This is a genomic window from Paenibacillus sp. MER 180 (genome assembly GCF_023713665.1).
Lineage (GTDB): Bacteria > Bacillota > Bacilli > Paenibacillales > Paenibacillaceae > Paenibacillus_B > Paenibacillus_B suaedae.
This window is the reverse complement of the sequence record NZ_JAMAVT010000004.1, coordinates 152,533-170,814: the sequence shown is the minus strand read 5'-3', so window position 1 is coordinate 170,814 and position 18,282 is coordinate 152,533. Positions and strand designations below refer to the sequence as shown.

Sequence of the window (18,282 nt, the reverse complement as noted above, 5' to 3'; positions counted from 1 at the left end):
AGTCTTCATAGGATTCCAGTATTTGCCGATATATTCAATAAAGATTTGGATATTTATACAATTTTGGAAAGAAGAAAAACAGGCACATCAGATGAAAGATTCCAAGTGAGGGGGAATTGGCGATGAAGCATGCGATAAATCAGCCTAAAATCGACTGGCCCGGGGCTGTATCAGTAGGATCTGAGAAGCAACGGATGCAAGACGAGCAGATGGCGGAACATGCGGCCCGTATGAATGCAGAGGAGCAGTGGCGAGAGGATATGCGCAACGGAGTTCACCATGGCGGCGTCGATCTGAACGGCACGATTGTGGAATTCGAAAAGCAAGACTTTTTCGAGCCTGGCCTGAGCTTTTTATTTCCGAAGGATTTTCTCCTGTGCACGCTAGAGACCGAACAACAGATGGTTTATCAGAATGAGGCTCATGCTCTGAACATCATCTTGCAATATACAGAACGTCCTGAGCAGGCCATCGACTTGAGGCAGATGAAGACGGACATGATTCGCAGCATGGCAAACATGGAGCTTCATACCGAGTGGCTGGAGGACGGAACGGAGGTAAAGACAATGATCTCTTTTCGCTGAACGAGCAGACGCCGGTTCAGGTGATGGAGCTTCTGAAGCAGGGCGGAGAACGGATATTGTTTTCCGGGATTGTCACCGAGATGCGCATCGAACGGACGAGGGATGTATATACGATTCAGGCGGAAGCATGGACAAGCTCCGTCATGTTGGATATTCGCGTCAAGAGCAGGTCTTTTCAAGACGCTTCGATGACATACAGCCAGTTAGTTCGGAAAATGGGCGAGGATTACTCCAATTACGATGTGCAGTACACGACGGATCATAATCCGGGTATCGGACAGTTCGTCCTGCAGTATAAGGAAACGGATTGGGCATTTTTGAAAAGAATGGCCTCTCGCCTCGACACGGTTGTGGTGCCCGCCGAGAAATTCAAGGATATCAAGTATTTTTTCGGACTTCCCGATATCGGGACGGTTAAGAAGCTGGATGATTACCAATATGTCGCCAAGAAGAAGCTGGCGGATTATATGGCTTATCACCATAATATTCGGCCGGATTCCCAAGAGAGCGACTTCATCTCTTATGAGGTAACGACCAGACAACTGATGCATCTGGGTGACGCTGTAGATTTCCAGAGGGCGAGGCTGTATGTCGGGAAAGTCGTCTCGACAATGGACAAGGGAGCTATGACGCACACCTATACGATTACTACCCGCAAAGGTTTGAACCGGGAATTGCCATTCAACGAAGCCATCAGAGGAGCTTCGATAGGAGGAACGGTTCTGGCAATTAACAGAGACAAGGTCAAGGTTAGGCTCGATATCGATAAGAATCAGGATGCTAGTACGGCGCACTGGTTCCCTTACTCTACTGTATTTGCATCTGCGGATGGAAGCGGCTGGTATTGAATGCCGGAGGCAGGGGACAGTGTGCGCGTGACATTCCCAAGCGAGCGGGAGGAGGAGGCATTCGCCATCAGTTCGGTCAATTCCTATGCCGGCGAACCTGCAGGTGCTTCTCCGGGTGGCCAGGGAGCGGGTGCATCGGCATCCAGCGGCGGTTCGCAGGATCGGATGGCCGACCCGAATGTTCGTTACTTCCGCAATTCGGCAGGCATGGAGGTTACGTTAGCGCCAGGTCATGTGCTCATTTCGGCCAATAATGGGCAAGCGACGATTATGCTGGATCAGAGCGGCTCGATCACGATTTCCGGTCAGAAGGAAGTGTCGCTGACGTCCAAGGAGAATGTGACCATGTGGATCCGAGCGGTTATAGCAGCCAGAATGTTGGCTGCGGTGGTGGAGGTAAGAAGGAAGGGCCTTATAAGAAAAAGAGTGGAGCTGTTAAGAAGACAGATGAGCTAGGTGATTTCTACGAAATTATTTTAAAGTATGAGACAAATGTTAAATATGGTGAAAACCATTATGATATGAATCTAAGAGATTTTAATCGAAAGGTACATTATTTACAGAAATTAAGTGACGAAAATCTACTCCGCAAAATGCCTTCTGTAAGAGACTCAGAGATTACTAAACAATATAAAAAAGAGGTCATTCAAAAAATAATTAAATTATATTATGGAAAAGACAAAGAAGGAGCAAGAAGACTTATTGACAAAGTGTCAAAACAGATGGATCCTGACCATAGATGGGAATTACAACTAGATGGCTTGGATCATAAAAGAAACCTCAAGTTAATGGATTGGTTTACGAACAGAAGAATGGGAACCAATATTGCTAACCAATTAAAAGATGTACCTTATGGATCTAGAATTAAAATCCAAATTGAGAGGTGAATCAATATGAAGAATCAACTAAAAGAAAAAATTGAGCTAATGAAAGGAGTTTTGGAGGAGGATCCTCTTTACTTGGTAATCGGTGATATTATGGAGGAAACTGAACCTGTTCTCACGCCAACAAATGATGCTAATCAAGATTATCAAGATTACTTAAATGAATATTCCTCCCTTCGATGTGGAAGTGTTATTCTTTTTGGACGTAAAGAGCTGCAACAATTTCAATTCCCTGTTGCAGATATGCCAGGGCAGTTTGAAGAATGGGTATGTATTGGGAAAATTGATCCTGACCCATTATTTATTAGTAAGAAGAATGGGCAAATATGTTGTTTAGTAGGGGAACCAGGAATGGAAATGAAGATAACTTCATATGGCGCTTTTAATGAATTTTTAGAGAATTTTGTATTTGGCGAGCGTTATGTTGAGGTGGGAGGCAGTGATAAGTGGTATGATTTATTAAAATCATATAAACTCATTTAAGTACTTTTTTATACTGAATTTTCTATTCCTCCCCAATAAAGGTAAGCGCTGTTTTAGAAAGAACAGTGGTCATATTGGGTTTTTTCTTGTATGAAGTAAAATAAGATAAGTCTTTGTAGGTTGTAGGTAAAGTACCATGGAAATTCAAAAAGCTCATTCCAACTTGAATCATGAGTAGGAATGAGCTTTTTGAATAGAGTCGGAATTCTGACAGGTGGAGTATAAGATTTGCCCGATGTTAGTCCTTCTTGAACAGCTATGAGTACGATGCCTCGGCCAGTCAATTTTCCGAGGTGGATGATGAGTTAATTGTTAAAGACAAAAAGTGAGGTGTATTGGCATAACGGCTTCTTTAAAAAAAGATATTTTATTGGAGATTGATGGATTGGGAATAATCATGTTTTCGCCGCATGCTGTATCGTTTATCCAAGAAAATGAAAATTACCTTACTACAAAGTATCTCACTGCAAAACAGGTTTCGGAACATGTTAATTCTGGGACAATTGTAGGTCTAGGCACTGGATCCCCGGGAACCTATATATTGAAAATCAGAAGTGGGTATCCAAATGAAGCGATGCTTGACTCTTCAGATTATGTGCTGAGGCTGGGAATTTATGTAGACGGAGAAGAAGTCTATTTTAGAGATCTCTATGATCTTATGGATTGGACTAATAAATGCCCGAATGACCAATCAATACAATTAGAAAATGGGAATTACCGTATTACGGTTTACAGTGATTTACCGTATTCAGGAATTCGAGGAGATGGCCAAGAGATTTATCTTTACTTCGAAAAATTAGATGTTTTCACTGCAATAAAATATAACGGTGTACCGACATTAGAGTAACAGGCTTCTAAAAAACTATTTAGAGTTTCTTCACAATAACTAACAGTTCAATAGATTATGAAAATAGAGACTAAGGTAGGTCTTCTCTCACCAAGGAAAACTCGACTATTTTCCCTCCTGGAAGACAGAATTGTAGGTATATTGTTATATTTAATCATCTGATCAAATGGTCAAAAGACTCATATGGTGATATATTTAGACAATATAATAGAGGAGGGAAATTGAGGATGAAGATGAAATCAATTGTAGTTCTAGTGCTCTCGGGCCTATTAGCATTTACGATTACAGGATGCAGCGGCAGTAACGAATCTAATCCATCTACTCAGGAACTAGAGAAGAAGATTGCTGCGTTGGAGAAAGAGAACACCGAGCTTAAAGAAAAATTAAAGGTGGACGGGGAAACTGCAAAGGAACAAAGTGAGCCTGCCGACAAAGCGGACAAAGCACCTGAAGCAGCAAACCAAACGATTGAAGTGAACAAAGCGAAAACGATTGATGGCTTTGCTGAGCTGACAATTACGGGCGCTAAATTTGCCAACAAAATTGTACCATCAAAACCAGATAGCTTTTACACTTACTATGAAGTGAAGGATACCGCAAATACATATTTCGACGTTGTCATTAAGGTGAAGAGCTTGCTGACAACCGGCAAGGGATCGAACGAGTTTGTTTCCGTGAAGGTAGTGTATGACGATAAGTATGAATATGATCCGTTCACAACGATTGAGAAAAACGGCGGAAGCGACTTCACGTATACGAATATTACGGAGATTGAACCTTTGAAGACAGGCACATTGCACTATATTGCGGAGGTTCCTGCAGGGGTCGCAAAGGATAAAAAGCCGATTAAGGTCATCATCTCATGCAACGGGGAAGACTATACCTATACATATCGGTAAAACCGTGATCATTTCGTTTACAGCAGTCAATGTTAACCCGTTAGGAGCTCCCAATCCGGCAGGATTAGCATTTGCTGCTGATATCAATAATATTGATTAACAAAGTGCTTCCCCTATAGATCTAACAATCTATAAGGGGCAAGCTCTTATTTATATTCAGAATGAATATCATCATTGGGAGGGAAATAATTTTCATATTGACAATTTGTAAGCGTATACAATAAACTATCTCCAACAAGACTTTGTTAATAATTTTAACTAACTTAGATTGTGGGGGGAGGATGACGGATTGATTGGCAGAGGCCAGACGGGAAACGCAAAATTGGTGAAGCATATTAACCGTGAGGGAATCCTCCATCAATTGCGCGATAATCCTCGGGTTTCGAGAGCCGATTTGGCGAAGTTAACAGAGTTAAGCCGGCCATGCGTCTCAGCGCTCGTCGATGAGATGATTATGGAAGGCTTGATCAGCGAGGTCGGATACGGTGAATCGAAGGGCGGCAGGAAGCCGATTCTTCTGGAATATAACTTTGATGCGTATGGTGTCATTGGCGCAGTATTCGAAGGAAGCACTTTGCAATTGGCGATTGCGAACCTGAAGGGGGAGCTGCTCGTCTCGCGCACGACGAATTTGCCGCATCCTATGGATGGCGAGATGGCAATTCGCAGCATTGAACAGGGATTGGACACCCTTCTCACTGCCAGCGGGTTTCCGAAGGAACGGCTGCTTGGCATGGGTCTGGGACTTCCCGGAATTACGCAGCGCAGTGCAGGAACGGTCAGCTACGCTCCCAGCACAGGTTGGATGGGGCTGCCGGTACAGAAGGAAATTGAAGAAGCACTGGGATTGCCTGTCGTTATCGAGAACGACGTGAATCTGATGACGCTGGGCGAATTTCATAAAGGCATCGGTGTCGGCCACTCCAATCTCGTCTATATGTACGCGGGAACAGGAATCGGCGCAGGCATGATTATAGACGGACAGCTGTATCGGGGAGCCAATGAGGCAAGCGGTGAGATCGGCTATATGATGATTGGCCCAATCGGCAATCAGGTCAAAGGCGAGTATGGGGTGTTCGAGCGCAACTACTCGGTGAGAGCCATCTACGAGAAAGCCATTCGCATTCTCCCATCCATCGGCCCAGACAGAAGCATTATTCAGCAGATTGTTGAGCTGGCCAACCTCGGCAGCGACGAGGCTCAAAGGCTATTCGACGATATATGCCGGCACTGGACTTATGGGATCGCCAATGTCACGAGCGTCATGGATCCGGCGCTGCTCATCCTTAGCGGTGAGATGCTGCATATCGGGGACGAAGGCATTCGCAAAATACAATATTGGCTGAATGAATGGGTTCCATCTGTACCCATCATTAAGATGGCCACACTTGGCGATCAGGCGGGCTTGATAGGAGCCATTCACTGTACATTGGAGGCTTTCCCCTCCACGGCTAAATTTCAAAGGTAAACAATGATTTTTTCTCCAGCATGAATTGCTTCTCAGACAATGACAATTACGGATGTGCCTATATTCGCAACCAGCACAATACCGTCAGGTCAATTCTTCTACGGCGCAGAATCCAACAAGATAGATGCAGCTGCTCACACACACGACAACAATTATGGAGTTCTACTACTCAAGATTGATACTCACACGACAAATTCAACCTACACATCTTTCACATCAAATACAACGAATATACTCAAAATCGTACGACAATCACAATCACACTTACACTCATACCACACTCATCAGATAGTAAAATGTTAATCATTTCACTATAGCAGCACAGAACGATCTCACAGCTAATCATTTCACCATAGCACCACAGAACGAGTCATAGCTAATTTTTATTCACGATATCATCTCAGAACGATATAGAACTGTATGCAATTCCATAGTGGCAAACCGTACATAGCATAACGATTTCCTGCAACACAATGACCAAGTATATACGGATGTTTAGTTGGTCTAAGTAAGGGCTATTGTTCTGAACGTCAGCATAGCTTTGATCCATATAACCAACGAACGGGCAGTTGTTGAAGGACTACTACGTTTTTGCGGGATGCTGCATAGGAACATATCAACTCAGATTCATTTCGTCTATTGAAGATGAATTCATCCGATACAGCGCGAAACACGAATCAAAAATTTATGGTAGGGGGAACGTCATGAAACAGGTAAAGGGGAAAGCAAAAACATGGTTGATGAGCTCTATGCTTGTCCTTGCGATGCTGGCAGTGACTGCTTGTGGAGGCGGCGGTGGGACTGCATCTGAGGGCGGTCAGCAATCCGGGGAGAAGTCATCATCGGGTAAAGAAAAGCTGGTTATCTACACAGCGAGAGACAAGAACGTCGTCGATGAGATTATCCCAAAATTTGAGGCGAAATACCCGAACATGGAAGTCGAAGTGCTCACGATGGGCGCACAGCAAATCTTGGAGCGCGTACGTGGGGAGAAGGCGAATCCACAAGCGGACTTCTGGTGGGGCGGCACACAGTCGTCACTGATGACTGCGGCAGATGAAGACCTGCTGGAAAGCGTGAAGCCAAGCTTCGCGGACAGCATTCCGGCATTGTACAAAGACAGTCAAGACCGCTGGTATGGGGAAATGCTGCTGCCTGAGGTCATTATGTACAATTCTCACGCGCTGAAACAAGAAGATGCACCGAAAGATTGGGACGATCTCCTTGATCCGAAATACAAGGACAAAATCATCATTCGCGGGGTGCTTGCTTCCGGAACGATGAGAACGATCTATTCTTCCATGATTTATAAGCAGGATGCAAGTGATCCAACGAAGGGCTTCGACTGGCTGAAGAAGCTGGATGCCAACACGAAGGAATACGCACAGGATCCGACTAACCTGTATTTGAAGCTGGCTCGTGAGGAAGGCACATTGTCCCTGTGGAACCTGCAGGACATTATGATTCAGAAGGAATTGCAGAAGCAGCCGTTCGACTTCATCTATCCGGCCAGCGGTGCGCCAATCCTAGTTGATGGCGTCGGTGTCGTGAAGGGTGCGAAAAATAAGGAGTCGGCAATGAAGTTCTATGAATTCCTCTTCGATTCTAATTTGCGGGTAGAGCTCGCGGATAAGCTGTTCCAGATTCCAACACGGACAGACATCAGCAAGGATACGCTTCCTGCTTGGCTGAAGGGGTTGGAGCTGAAGCCGCTTGACATTGATTGGACGGTAATGGCGCAGAAGGAAAAAGAGTGGATGCAGCATTGGGATGAGAACATCAAGGGGAAAGGCGCAAAATAATAGGTTCGTTCAGGCGGAGGCTATGCCCTTCGCCTGATTATGATCATTTCAGAGGCAGGAGGGAGCCAGCTTGATAGAGGTAGCACTAGATCATGTTAGCAAGCAATTCGGGAACGTCAAGGGAGTTACCGACGTAAACATCCGGATTCAACCGGGTGAATTCTTCACCTTCCTCGGCCCTAGCGGCTGCGGCAAAACGACGACACTGCGGATGATTGCAGGATTTTATTTTCCAAGCGAAGGCCGAATCGTGTTCGGCGATCAAGATGTCACGACACTCCCGCCGAATAAGCGCAATACCGGCATGGTGTTTCAGAATTATGCTTTATTTCCGCACATGACCGTATTTGAAAATGTCGCATTTGGTTTGCAGGTGCGCAAGGTTCCGAAGTCAGAAATGATAGAGCGCGCCCATCGTGCGCTGAAGCAGGTTCACTTGGATGGGTATGGAAGCCGTAGAATTGACCAATTGTCCGGCGGACAGCAGCAGCGGGTTGCCTTGGCTCGTGCACTCGTGATAGAGCCGAAAATACTGCTTCTCGATGAGCCGTTGTCCAATCTGGATGCGAAGCTTCGCGAGGAGACAAGGATCGAAATTAAGAGACTTCAATTAGAGCTGGGAATTACAACGATATACGTTACCCATGATCAGGCAGAGGCGATGGCGATGTCTGACCGCATTATGGTCATGCAGGGCGGGATTGTACAGCAGGTTGGAAGTCCTGAAGAAATATATAATCGACCCGTTAATCGATTTGTCGCCTCCTTCATTGGCGAGTCGAACCTGTGGGAAGGAACGGTGGAACGAATCGAAGACGGCGAAGCCGTCATTCGCATAGCTCCAGATCTCCGTCTAAGAGGGCTGACAGCGAATGCTTCTGCCGACTGTTCACTGGAAGCAGGCAAGAAGGTATCACTGTCGATTCGTCCTGAATCGATTCGGGAGGCTGGCGGAGAAGAGACGGGGGACAATATCGTTACAGGCAGTGTAGTCATTTCTGAATTTACAGGAGTTAGCGTGAACTATGTGTCGCAGGTGGCGGATCAGCAGTTGAAGGCGATGTTCGTCAATCAAGGGCATCGGGTTCGCGGACGAGGGGAAGCAATCTCCCTGTTCATTCCGAAAGAAAGCATTTACTTCTTAGGATAGAGAGGGGATGAATGATGATAACGAACACACCTAACGCGCCACGGCCATCGAAGCCACGCATGGGCTTGCCCCGACGCTCGGGGCCCATCACGCAATCGCCTTACTTCGTCTATGTGCTCGTAGCGCCGCTTTTTCTCATACTGTTGGCATATGTCGTTTATCCGCTATTTCAAACATTCGTACAAAGTATTCAAGTCGAGGATCAATTCTCGCTTACGAACTACGCGCGATTTTTCAGCTTCGAGCATACATCCAATCTGGAGGCACTGTGGACCAGCATTTATATTTCCGTCTTAAGTGTGATTACGTGTGCAATCGTGGGTGTAGCCATGGCATTTCTGTTGGAACGCTACGAATTTCCCGGCAGGAAGGTGCTTGCTGTCCTCGTTCTCGTTCCAATGGCACTGCCTCCGCTTGTTGGCGTACTGTCGTTCACGTTCTTGTATGGCGAGAGCGGTATCATTCCACGGGCGCTTAAGGAACTGCTTCATCTCGAACAAGTACCCTTTTATTTAAAAGGGATCTGGGGCGTTCTGGTCGTACATACGTTTACGATGTATACCTATTTCTATATGACGGCGTCGTCTGCGATTCGGGGTCTAGATCCTTCGCTTGAAGAAGCAGCCGCAAGTTTAGGAGCAGGCAGATTGTACATCTGGCGGCGAGTAATTCTGCCGATGCTGACTCCAGCGCTTGTGGCCTCGTCACTGCTTGTATTCATGATTGCGATGGCATCATATACGGCTCCGCTTATCTTCGGCATCGAACGGACGATGACGATGCAGATTTATTTGTCGCGTACGAATGGAAATTTGGATATGGCTGCTGCGCAGTCGACGATCTTATCCGTTGTGTCGATTGTATTCTTGCTCGTGATGCGCTGGTATCAAGGGCTGCGCAACTACCAGAACATGAGCAAGGGCATCAGTGTCCATCGCACAGAGGTCAAGAGTGCGGTCGGCAAATATGTTGCAATGATTTTGTCTATTATCGGCGTCATTATTTTGCTGCTTCCCATCTTCGTGCTGGTGTTGATTTCATTGTCAACGAACGGCACTTGGACGACGCAAGTATTGCCGCCTGAATATACATTTGAGCATTATATCAAGCTGTTCACGGACAGCAAAACATGGCGGCCTATTGCAAACAGCTTCCAGATGAGCTTCGTCGCAACAATCGGGAATGTCATCTTCGGCGTGGCAGCTGCTTATGCGATGGTTCGCTTGAAGTTTAAAGGGAAGACGCTGCTTGATGTCTTAATTATGCTCCCATGGGCGCTGCCGGGTACTGTCGTTGCGGTCAACTTGATTGCGGCCTTCAGCGAGCCCAATGTATTCAGCTTCAATCAAGTGCTGATCGGCAGTTTCTGGATTTTACCGCTAGCTTACTTCGTGCGCCACCTGCCGCTCGTGTTCCGTTCTACTTCGGCAACCTTAGTGCAGATGGATGCTTCTGTGGAGGAGGCGGCACGCAATCTAGGCGCATCGTGGTGGTACAGCTTCCGCAGAGTTGTGTTCCCGATGGCATTAAGCGGGATATTGGCGGGTACGCTGCTCGCCTTTGTGCAGGGGATTGGGGAATTCGTATCCTCCATTCTGCTCTTTACTGCCAAGAGCACGCCGCTGTCGGTCGAAATCTTCCAACGGATGTATTCATTCGAATTCGGCACGGCTTGTGCATATGGTGTTCTTCAAATTGCATTGATCATCATCGTACTGTTCGTATCCCGCAAAATAACGGGCGACAACACGGCTATATAATCATTGGTCATTGCGTGGGAACCGCCTAGGGGTTCATCAACCACGTTATGATATACAGCTGGAAAATGGCCATTTCCAGCTGAATAACTATTCCACCATTCGAGGAGGGATTTGATGATCAAAGGTAAGTCGGCCTCAAAGTTCTGTTCCATCGTATTAAGCGTTGTATTGGGAAGCAGTGTACTGCTGTCCACGCAAGCCGAGACCGTATCAGCGGATCGGGGGATTGTTGATTTATGGAAGTCAATCAAGCCGCTGACGACGATCGCAAGTGCGATGAACACGGGAGCTCACCCTGATGATGAGCACAGCGCGACATTGGCGTACCTTTCCCTGGGAAGAGGAGTCAATACGTCAAGCGTGATCGCTGTGAGAGGAGAAGGCGGACAGAACGAGATTGGAAGTGAGCTCGGAGCGGGCCTTGGGGTCATACGAACTCGGGAACTGCAGGAAGCATCCAAGATCACGAATGTGACATTGGGAATGCTCGGCGAGCAGCTTAATGATCCAATCTTCGACTTCGGGTTCTCGAAGAGTGTAGAGGAAACGCTGGAGAAATGGGGGGAATCTGTTGCGTACGAGCGCTTAATTCGCAAAATACGCGAGCTTCGCCCAGATGTCATCATTCCTGCATTCTTGAATGAAAACTCTACACATGGTCATCATCGGACGATTAACGTGCTTACGGTGCGTGCGTTCAAGGACGCAGCGAATCCTGAAGTATATCCTGAGCACCTGAAGCAGGGGCTTCAGCCATGGCAGATCAAGAAGCTGTATTTGCCAGCGAATAACAAGGATTACACCGTGAGAGCGCCAATTGGGGAGTACAACTCCATCTATGGGGCCTCTTACCTGCAGCTTGGGGAAGAGTCGCGCTTCATGCACAAGAGCCAAGGGATGGGAAGAGTGTATGACGAAGGGCCTGCTCAGGGGGACAGCTACTATAAGCTTGACCTGAGCACGGTAAAGACGAAGGAGAAGGAGCAAGACCTCTTCGACGGCATCGCATTCACCTTTGCAGATTTGGCGAAAGAAATTAGTGTGAAGGGCAAGGAAAATAAGATTGCGAAGGATTTGCAAGCTCTGCAGCAGGATGCAGACAGGATTGTAGCGGCTTACCCAAGCTTCGCCAATGTCTTGAAGGAAGTCCACGGCATGAAGGCAGACGTTCAGACTGCACTTGCCGATGTGAAGAAATCCAGCTTGGATGCAGCGGCGAAGGAGGATTTGCTCCATCGCCTTCATGTGAAGGAAGAGCAGTTGAACAAGGCGAGTATGGAAGCGGCATCTGTCGTGGTGAAGGTTAAGCCAGATGCCAACGAACTTGTGGCTGGACAATCGACGAAGGTAACCGTAACGGCATTTAATGGCGGTTCTACGAAATTAGACAACGTGAAGCTTAGCCTGAACGTGCCTGCTGGATGGACAGCGGCGCCTGTGGACGCGACAAGCTTTGGGCAGCTTGGCTATAACGAGACAGCTTCAGCTGTATTCGAGGTCAAGGTTCCGGCAGATGCACCGTTATTCAAGCCATACGAAGCTTCGGTATTCAACGCGAAGGTAGTATATGAAGCATTCCGTACCGTGACGTCCTTGCAGGAGACACCGCAAAATGCAGTGGCGGTACTGCCTCCGTACTCGATGACGCTCAGCCCGAGCGCTACGATTCTGAATACGCTCAAGCCAGGCGAGCCAATCCCGGTGAAAGTAACGGTGAAGAATTATACGCCAGGAGCATCCAAGGCGTCGATTGCACTGCAAGTTCCACAGGGCTGGACAGCCGAGCCTGCTGCAGAGGAGATTAGCTTTGCAGCGAAGGGGGAGACAAAGTCTGTTGCTTTCTCAGTTAAGGCAGCGTCTAACGTAAACCCAGGAAAGTTCACGATTACAGCGGTTGCGAAGAACGGCGATGTACAGAGCATGCACGGGACGCAGGTTATTCAATACCCGCACATCGGGAAGACCTACATCGTGCAGCCGGCAGAGCTTCAGATTCAAGCCTTCGACTTGAAGACACCAGAGAAGTGGAAGGTCGGCTATGTGTCTAGCGGCTTTGATAATATCGATCAATATTTGCGTCAAGTAGGCGTCAACGTGGTCAATTTGGATGCGAAGGAAATTGAGTCGGGAGATCTCTCTCAGTACAACGCAATTGTGCTTGGCATTCGTGCCTATGCGTTCCGTCCAGAATTGATTCCGAGCAACCAGCGTTTATTGAATTATGTGAAGAACGGCGGCAATCTGGTCGTTCAGTATCATAAGCCAGAGGATAAATGGTCGCCAGATCTCGCGCCGTATCCAATTAAGATTGGCTCGCCGCTCATTCAATGGCGGGTAACGGACGAGAATTCCAAAGTCACAACACTTGCACCGGAGCATCCAATGTTCAACGCTCCGAATAAGATTACAGATCAGGATTGGAACAATTGGATTCAAGATCGTTCGGCTTATAACCCTTCGGAGTGGGGCAAGGAGTATACGGAGCTCATTTCCAACGGCGATCCGGGCGAGAAGGAGTTCACAGGCACATTCCTGACTGCGAACTACGGCAAGGGTGTATATACGTACAGTTCACTCGTGTGGTATCGCGAGATTCCGGCATTGGTTCCGGGATCGATCCGCATGTTCGTGAACATGATCAGTCAGCATCAATAATGGCATTACTTAGTCGCAATTGTTCAGTTGGATAGATTCATCTAGATTCATCAAGTGCCTTGCACATCAGAACATCGGTGGGGGGCTCCTTCGGGACGTCTCCCCAATCGATGGAGAAGCGGAGGTATAAGGAGTATATGAATGTAATCGGAGTTCACGGACGGGAGCTAGATCAAGTGATCGGGAATACACAGTTCGCCGTTGTCCCTCTCGGATCAGTCGAATACCATGGCCCACATTCTCCACTCGGGACAGATATCATATTGGCGGAAGGCTTCGCTTGGAGGATTGAACCCTCCCTTCAGCCGCTCGTGTATCCAGCAGTTCCGTTCTCAGCATGCCCGGGGAAGACACAGCATTATCCTGGAACGATCTCGGTTCGTCCTTCCATTTATATCGATTATCTTACCGATGTTGTTCTGGGGATATGCAGGCTTGGAATCCGCAATATTGTCCTGCTGAACGCTCATGATGCCAATATGGGGCCTTCCCGAACCGTTGCTGAATCCGTGACCGGAGCCTACACGGACGCCAGCTTCCTTCTTATTAATTGGTGGCAGATGGCGAGTGTTGAGTTCACGCAGCAGAACAGCTTATTCGGGGGGCAGGCTGGAAGAGGGCATGGCGGGCCTTATGAGATGTCAGCCGTGAAGGCGCTGCGCCCAGACCTGGTATCGGTGCAGGATACGGACTTGGAATTAGATTCGTGCCCTCCTTTATCTTCGCTGCCATATGTACTTGTGGAAGGATCCCCTCTGGGATGGGATGGATATACCGGACATATTCGTCAGACCTCCATGGAAGCGGGGCATTTGATCGTTGAAGAAGCAAGCCGGAATATGAACCAGTTGATTCAAAAATGGCTGGATATGAGAATGAAGTCGAACAAGGAGGCTTACTAAGCTATGGGATATCGTGAGAAATGGATGGAAACGGAAGGGACTACTTTCCCCGGCAAGACCTATACGGAGGTTGTGCTTGAGCCTGCATTTAATGAAGCGAAGACTCATCTGCTCGGCCCGATGATGGCAATCAATAAGGCACATCTAATCATGCTGGAGAAGCAGGAGCTTATTACGCATGAGCAAGCGGAGACCATTGCGCAAGCCATCCGTGCTCTTGACCTTGAAGCGCTTAAGCAAGCAAGCTATACTGGTCAGTTTGAAGATTTGTTCTTTCAGGTGGAGCATCAGCTGCTAGAGCATGCCGGCGACATTGCTGGCAACCTGCACTTGGCCCGGAGCCGCAATGATATGGGGATTGCAATCTATCGAATGGTGCTGCGGGAGAAGCTGATCGCCACGTTGTCTTCGGCACTCCTGCTCAATGAACAGCTGTTGCTGTTCGCGAAGGAGCATCAGGATACGCTCATGATCGGCTATACACATACGCAGCAGGCGCAGCCAACGACACTCGCACATTACTTCATGGCCGTCGTAGATTCACTTAACCGCGATATTCGGCGAATGATTGCGGCCTACAAGAACTGCAATCGGAGCAGCATGGGGGCTGCGGCGCTTACGACATCGGGCTTCGCGGTTAGCAGGGAGCAGATGATGGAGCTGCTCGCATTCGACGAGCTTATCGATAACTCCTATGATGCAATCGGTGGAGCCGACTACTTGGGCGAAGTGGCGACAGCGATCCAGCTTGCGGCGATCAATCTGGGCCGTGTCGTTCAGGATATGCTACTATGGTGCACACAAGAGTTCGGCGCCCTTAAGGTAGCTGCACCTTATGTACAGATTAGCTCTATCATGCCGCAGAAGCGCAATCCCGTGTCGTTCGAGCATATGCGGGCACTATTGTCGAGCTGCGTAGGCAATACGAATACGGTACTGTCGATGATACATAATACGCCGTTCGGAGACATTGTCGATACGGAAGATGATATGCAGCCTTATGCGTGGAGAAGTCTTGCGATTATGGATAAAATGTACCGCTTGTTCGCTGCGGTCATCGGTACAATGGACGTCAACAAGGAGATGCTGCGTGAACGGACGCAGGGCAGCTTCGCAACCGTAACGGAGCTTGCGGATACACTTGTTCGAGTCGATGGCTTATCCTTCCGCAAGGCTCATCATATTGTCAGCGATGTCGTGAAGCATTCCTTGGCGCAAGGGTTGGCGGCCAATGAGATCACACTGTCTATTGTCAATGAGAGCGCCCGTCAACATATTGGTAGGGTTACATCGCTCACAGAGCAGACGCTGCGTGAAGCGCTAGACCCGGTGCATTTCGTCGAGATTCGTTCCTTGCCGGGCGGGCCGAGTCCGAAGGAGATCAGCCGCATGATCGAAGTGCGAATGAAGGATCACAGCGGATTTGCGAGCTGGCTGGGACAAGTGGAAGGCAGCATACAGGCAGCAATGAAGCATCTGGATCAAGTCATAACAGAGTGGAGCGGGTGTTGATGGGAACCTACAGCATTCCTCTGCTTGCGGTTGATGGTGGAGGTACGAAATGTCTCGTTAGGCTGCTCGATAGTGAAGGAACTACTCTTGGGGAGGGAAAGGGAGGAGCTTCGAACTATCAGGGAGTCGGTGTGGATGAAGTTGTACGAGCGCTGTCTCAAGGGATTGAAGCGGCGCTGCGTGACTACTGCCGCAAGCATGAGTGTAGTGCGACTTATGAGGCAATTGCAATCGAATGTGCCGTATTTGCACTTGCTGGATTAGATACGGAGCATGACCGTCATATCATCACGGGCCTTGTACACGAGGTATTGAAGCATCTTCACATCGAGGCAGAACATGTCATTGTGGAAAATGATGGCTATGCTGCCTTGCTCGGAGCGACAGGAGGGCAGCCAGGGTTGTTGGTGATTGCCGGGACAGGCTCCATAATATTCGGAATGAATGCTTACGGACTGACCGCAAGAGCTGGGGGCTGGGGCCATCGGATCGGAGACGAGGGGAGTGGGTACTGGATCGGCAAGGAAGCATTGCGAGCAATCATGAAGGGGTATGATGGCAGAGAAGAACGAACGAGACTCGGGGAATGGATTCTGCTTCATCTTGGATTGAGCAATGAAGAAGAACTGTATAATTGGACGTACGGCGAAGAGTATTCCGTTGATAGGGTAAGTGGACTGGCTGAAGTTGTAACCCGCGCTGCCATTGCCGGCAATCGGGAAGCGTCACGAATTCTCGTAGCGGCAGGTGATGAATTATTTCATGGTGCAGCAGCAGTCATGAACCACTTGTCCTTGGTGGATACTCCGTTTACAATGATTCTACAGGGTGGTGTTCTGCGACATGAGGGACACGTTCGCAATCGCCTTATGCATAAGATAGAAGCATATGCACCGAAGGTATCCTTTCATGAAGCATGCAAGGAGCCTATTGACGGCGTAGCTTCTATGGGTGTTGCCTATTTGCAGAAGAAGATGCTTGCCCGAACATAGGAAGATTTGAACAGCAAGGGGCTGAAGGAACATGAAGAAAAGATGGCTATTCGTTTTCGCCCATCCCGACGATGAGACCTTCGCAGCGGGTGGGACGATTGCCAAGCTTAGCAGTACAGGTCATGAGGTATATTTGGCATGCGCCACATCGGGATGCAAGGGGAAATCCGGCGAATTCCATTTTTCTTCCCGCGAAGAACTTGCCCGGTTTAGAGAACAGGAGATGCGCAGTGCCTGCTCGATTTTGGGTGTAGCCGATATTACGCTGTATCTTTATCCTGACGGCGGACTGCAGGAGATAGAGCCGAGGAAGTTGGCGGAGCGTATCGCTTCGACGATTGTGGAGCTGCGGCCGGACGCAATCGTGACCTTTCCGCCTGATGGAGTCACAGGACATCCCGACCATATCGCGATATCCGCAGCGACGCTTATGGCGGCGGAACTGGCGGAGGCGCATTATCCAGTGGATAAGCAGCCATCGCTCTATTATACGTCAATCCCGCATTATTACGATTACTGCAAGGATTCGGGTCCGAAGGACAAGTGCCCCATTTCAGCACGGATTGATATTAGCGATTATCGCGGGCATAAAGGGAAGGCGCTTCAGGCGTATCGCAGCCAGATTTACTCCGTGAACCGCGCCTATCCAGGCGTTATGGAGGATGATTTTTCCGTCATTTGCAATTATGAATTTTATACGTTAGTTCGCGAGAACGGTCAGCCTAGACAGGAGAAGAAGGCTCTGCCGCTGGATGAGCTGCCGATGCTGGATTTGATTGACTAAAGTCTAGGATCTGTATTGAGCTTGAATCTAATGTGATTGGCGGTATGAGGAATATTCAGGTTGTCGATGATTACATGTAGAGCATGGAACGATAAAAATGGCAAGGAGGTTGCGTGGAGTGACTAGACCTGATGAAAATTGCACCTATTCCTATCAAGATTGGTTGACATGGGAAGGAGCATGGGAACTAATTCATGGTAAAGCATACAATATGACGCCATCTCCAAACTCAACCCATCAGTTTATTGTCGGCGAGCTCTATTATGCGCTTCGCTCCTTTTTCCAAAATCGAAAGTGCTATGTGTTCGTAGCACCGCTTGATGTCATGTTCAGTGAGCATTTGGATTATGATTCTCCGGAGCATGTTGTACAACCGGACATCTCGGTCGTATGTGCGAAGGAACAAGTATCGAAGCAGGGCTGTCACGGTGCTCCGAGCTTACTTGTTGAGGTACTATCTCCTTCGACAGCCTTGAAGGACTTCAATGAGAAGTTCAACTTGTATCAGAAGTATGGTGTTCAGGAATATTGGATTGTCGATCCCGGAAACCGTACCGTTCATGTGAACACCTTGCAGGAAGGTGTGTACTCCATTCGCAGCACGTATACAGAGCAGGATATCGTTCAGTCGATTCTTTTCCGTGAACTTCAGATTCCATTGCATCAACTATTCAGCATATAGATGATCACAATACAAGAAGCTGGTCCCCTT

The 18,282-nt window shown here is 48.1% G+C and carries 17 protein-coding genes; all 17 read left to right on the top strand.

Features of this window, described 5'->3' with window-relative positions:
- The first annotated feature begins 122 nt into the window (after positions 1-122).
- Positions 123-584 (top strand): hypothetical protein, encoded by a 462-nt coding sequence (locus tag M3661_RS08110; RefSeq protein ID WP_251483517.1) that lies wholly within the window; start codon positions 123-125, stop codon positions 582-584.
- Positions 536-1,432 (top strand): contractile injection system protein, VgrG/Pvc8 family, encoded by an 897-nt coding sequence (locus M3661_RS08105; protein ID WP_251483514.1) that lies wholly within the window; start codon positions 536-538, stop codon positions 1,430-1,432. The genes M3661_RS08110 and M3661_RS08105 overlap by 49 nt, the downstream gene beginning before the upstream one ends.
- Positions 1,433-1,888: a hypothetical protein gene (locus M3661_RS08100; protein WP_251483510.1), complete on the top strand. Its 456-nt coding sequence runs from the start codon at positions 1,433-1,435 to the stop codon at positions 1,886-1,888.
- The gene (locus M3661_RS08095; protein ID WP_251483508.1) at positions 1,780-2,319 is read left to right on the top strand and encodes a hypothetical protein; all 540 of its coding nucleotides are present in this window, start codon (positions 1,780-1,782) and stop codon (positions 2,317-2,319) included. Before M3661_RS08100 ends, M3661_RS08095 begins: the two co-directional genes overlap by 109 nt.
- Before the next feature lie 6 nt (positions 2,320-2,325).
- On the top strand, positions 2,326-2,799 hold the full coding sequence (locus tag M3661_RS08090) for a hypothetical protein (protein WP_251483506.1): 474 nt from the start codon (positions 2,326-2,328) through the stop codon (positions 2,797-2,799).
- A gap of 385 nt (positions 2,800-3,184) precedes the next feature.
- A complete protein-coding gene (locus M3661_RS08085) occupies positions 3,185-3,646 on the top strand; it encodes a hypothetical protein (RefSeq protein WP_251483504.1) in 462 nt (153 codons plus the stop codon).
- A 227-nt stretch (positions 3,647-3,873) separates the two neighbouring features.
- Positions 3,874-4,545: a hypothetical protein gene (locus M3661_RS08080; RefSeq protein ID WP_251483501.1), complete on the top strand. Its 672-nt coding sequence runs from the start codon at positions 3,874-3,876 to the stop codon at positions 4,543-4,545.
- A gap of 289 nt (positions 4,546-4,834) precedes the next feature.
- On the top strand, positions 4,835-6,013 hold the full coding sequence (locus M3661_RS08075) for an ROK family transcriptional regulator (RefSeq protein ID WP_072731526.1): 1,179 nt from the start codon (positions 4,835-4,837) through the stop codon (positions 6,011-6,013).
- 704 nt (positions 6,014-6,717) lie between these two features.
- Entirely contained in the window at positions 6,718-7,815 is a 1,098-nt protein-coding gene (locus M3661_RS08070; RefSeq protein ID WP_028532362.1) for an extracellular solute-binding protein, read from the top strand.
- 70 nt (positions 7,816-7,885) lie between these two features.
- Positions 7,886-8,965: an ABC transporter ATP-binding protein gene (locus M3661_RS08065; RefSeq protein ID WP_251483499.1), complete on the top strand. Its 1,080-nt coding sequence runs from the start codon at positions 7,886-7,888 to the stop codon at positions 8,963-8,965.
- 59 nt (positions 8,966-9,024) lie between these two features.
- Positions 9,025-10,725, top strand: a complete 1,701-nt coding sequence (locus tag M3661_RS08060) for an ABC transporter permease (protein ID WP_065293936.1) — start codon at positions 9,025-9,027, stop codon at positions 10,723-10,725.
- A 114-nt stretch (positions 10,726-10,839) separates the two neighbouring features.
- A complete protein-coding gene (locus M3661_RS08055; RefSeq protein WP_065293927.1) occupies positions 10,840-13,380 on the top strand; it encodes an NEW3 domain-containing protein in 2,541 nt (846 codons plus the stop codon).
- 137 nt (positions 13,381-13,517) lie between these two features.
- Positions 13,518-14,282 (top strand): creatininase family protein, encoded by a 765-nt coding sequence (locus M3661_RS08050; protein WP_251483497.1) that lies wholly within the window; start codon positions 13,518-13,520, stop codon positions 14,280-14,282.
- A 3-nt stretch (positions 14,283-14,285) separates the two neighbouring features.
- Positions 14,286-15,794 carry an argininosuccinate lyase gene (argH, locus tag M3661_RS08045; protein ID WP_065293929.1) on the top strand — a complete coding sequence of 503 codons (1,509 nt, stop codon included), beginning with the start codon at positions 14,286-14,288 and terminating at the stop codon, positions 15,792-15,794.
- Positions 15,794-16,786, top strand: a complete 993-nt coding sequence (locus M3661_RS08040) for an N-acetylglucosamine kinase (RefSeq protein WP_251483495.1) — start codon at positions 15,794-15,796, stop codon at positions 16,784-16,786. Before argH ends, M3661_RS08040 begins: the two co-directional genes overlap by 1 nt.
- Before the next feature lie 31 nt (positions 16,787-16,817).
- Complete coding sequence (locus M3661_RS08035) at positions 16,818-17,570, top strand: PIG-L deacetylase family protein (protein ID WP_065293931.1); 753 nt, start codon at positions 16,818-16,820, stop codon at positions 17,568-17,570.
- Between the two features lie 97 nt (positions 17,571-17,667).
- The gene (locus tag M3661_RS08030) at positions 17,668-18,252 is read left to right on the top strand and encodes a Uma2 family endonuclease (protein WP_285852899.1); all 585 of its coding nucleotides are present in this window, start codon (positions 17,668-17,670) and stop codon (positions 18,250-18,252) included.
- Positions 18,253-18,282 lie beyond the last annotated feature (30 nt).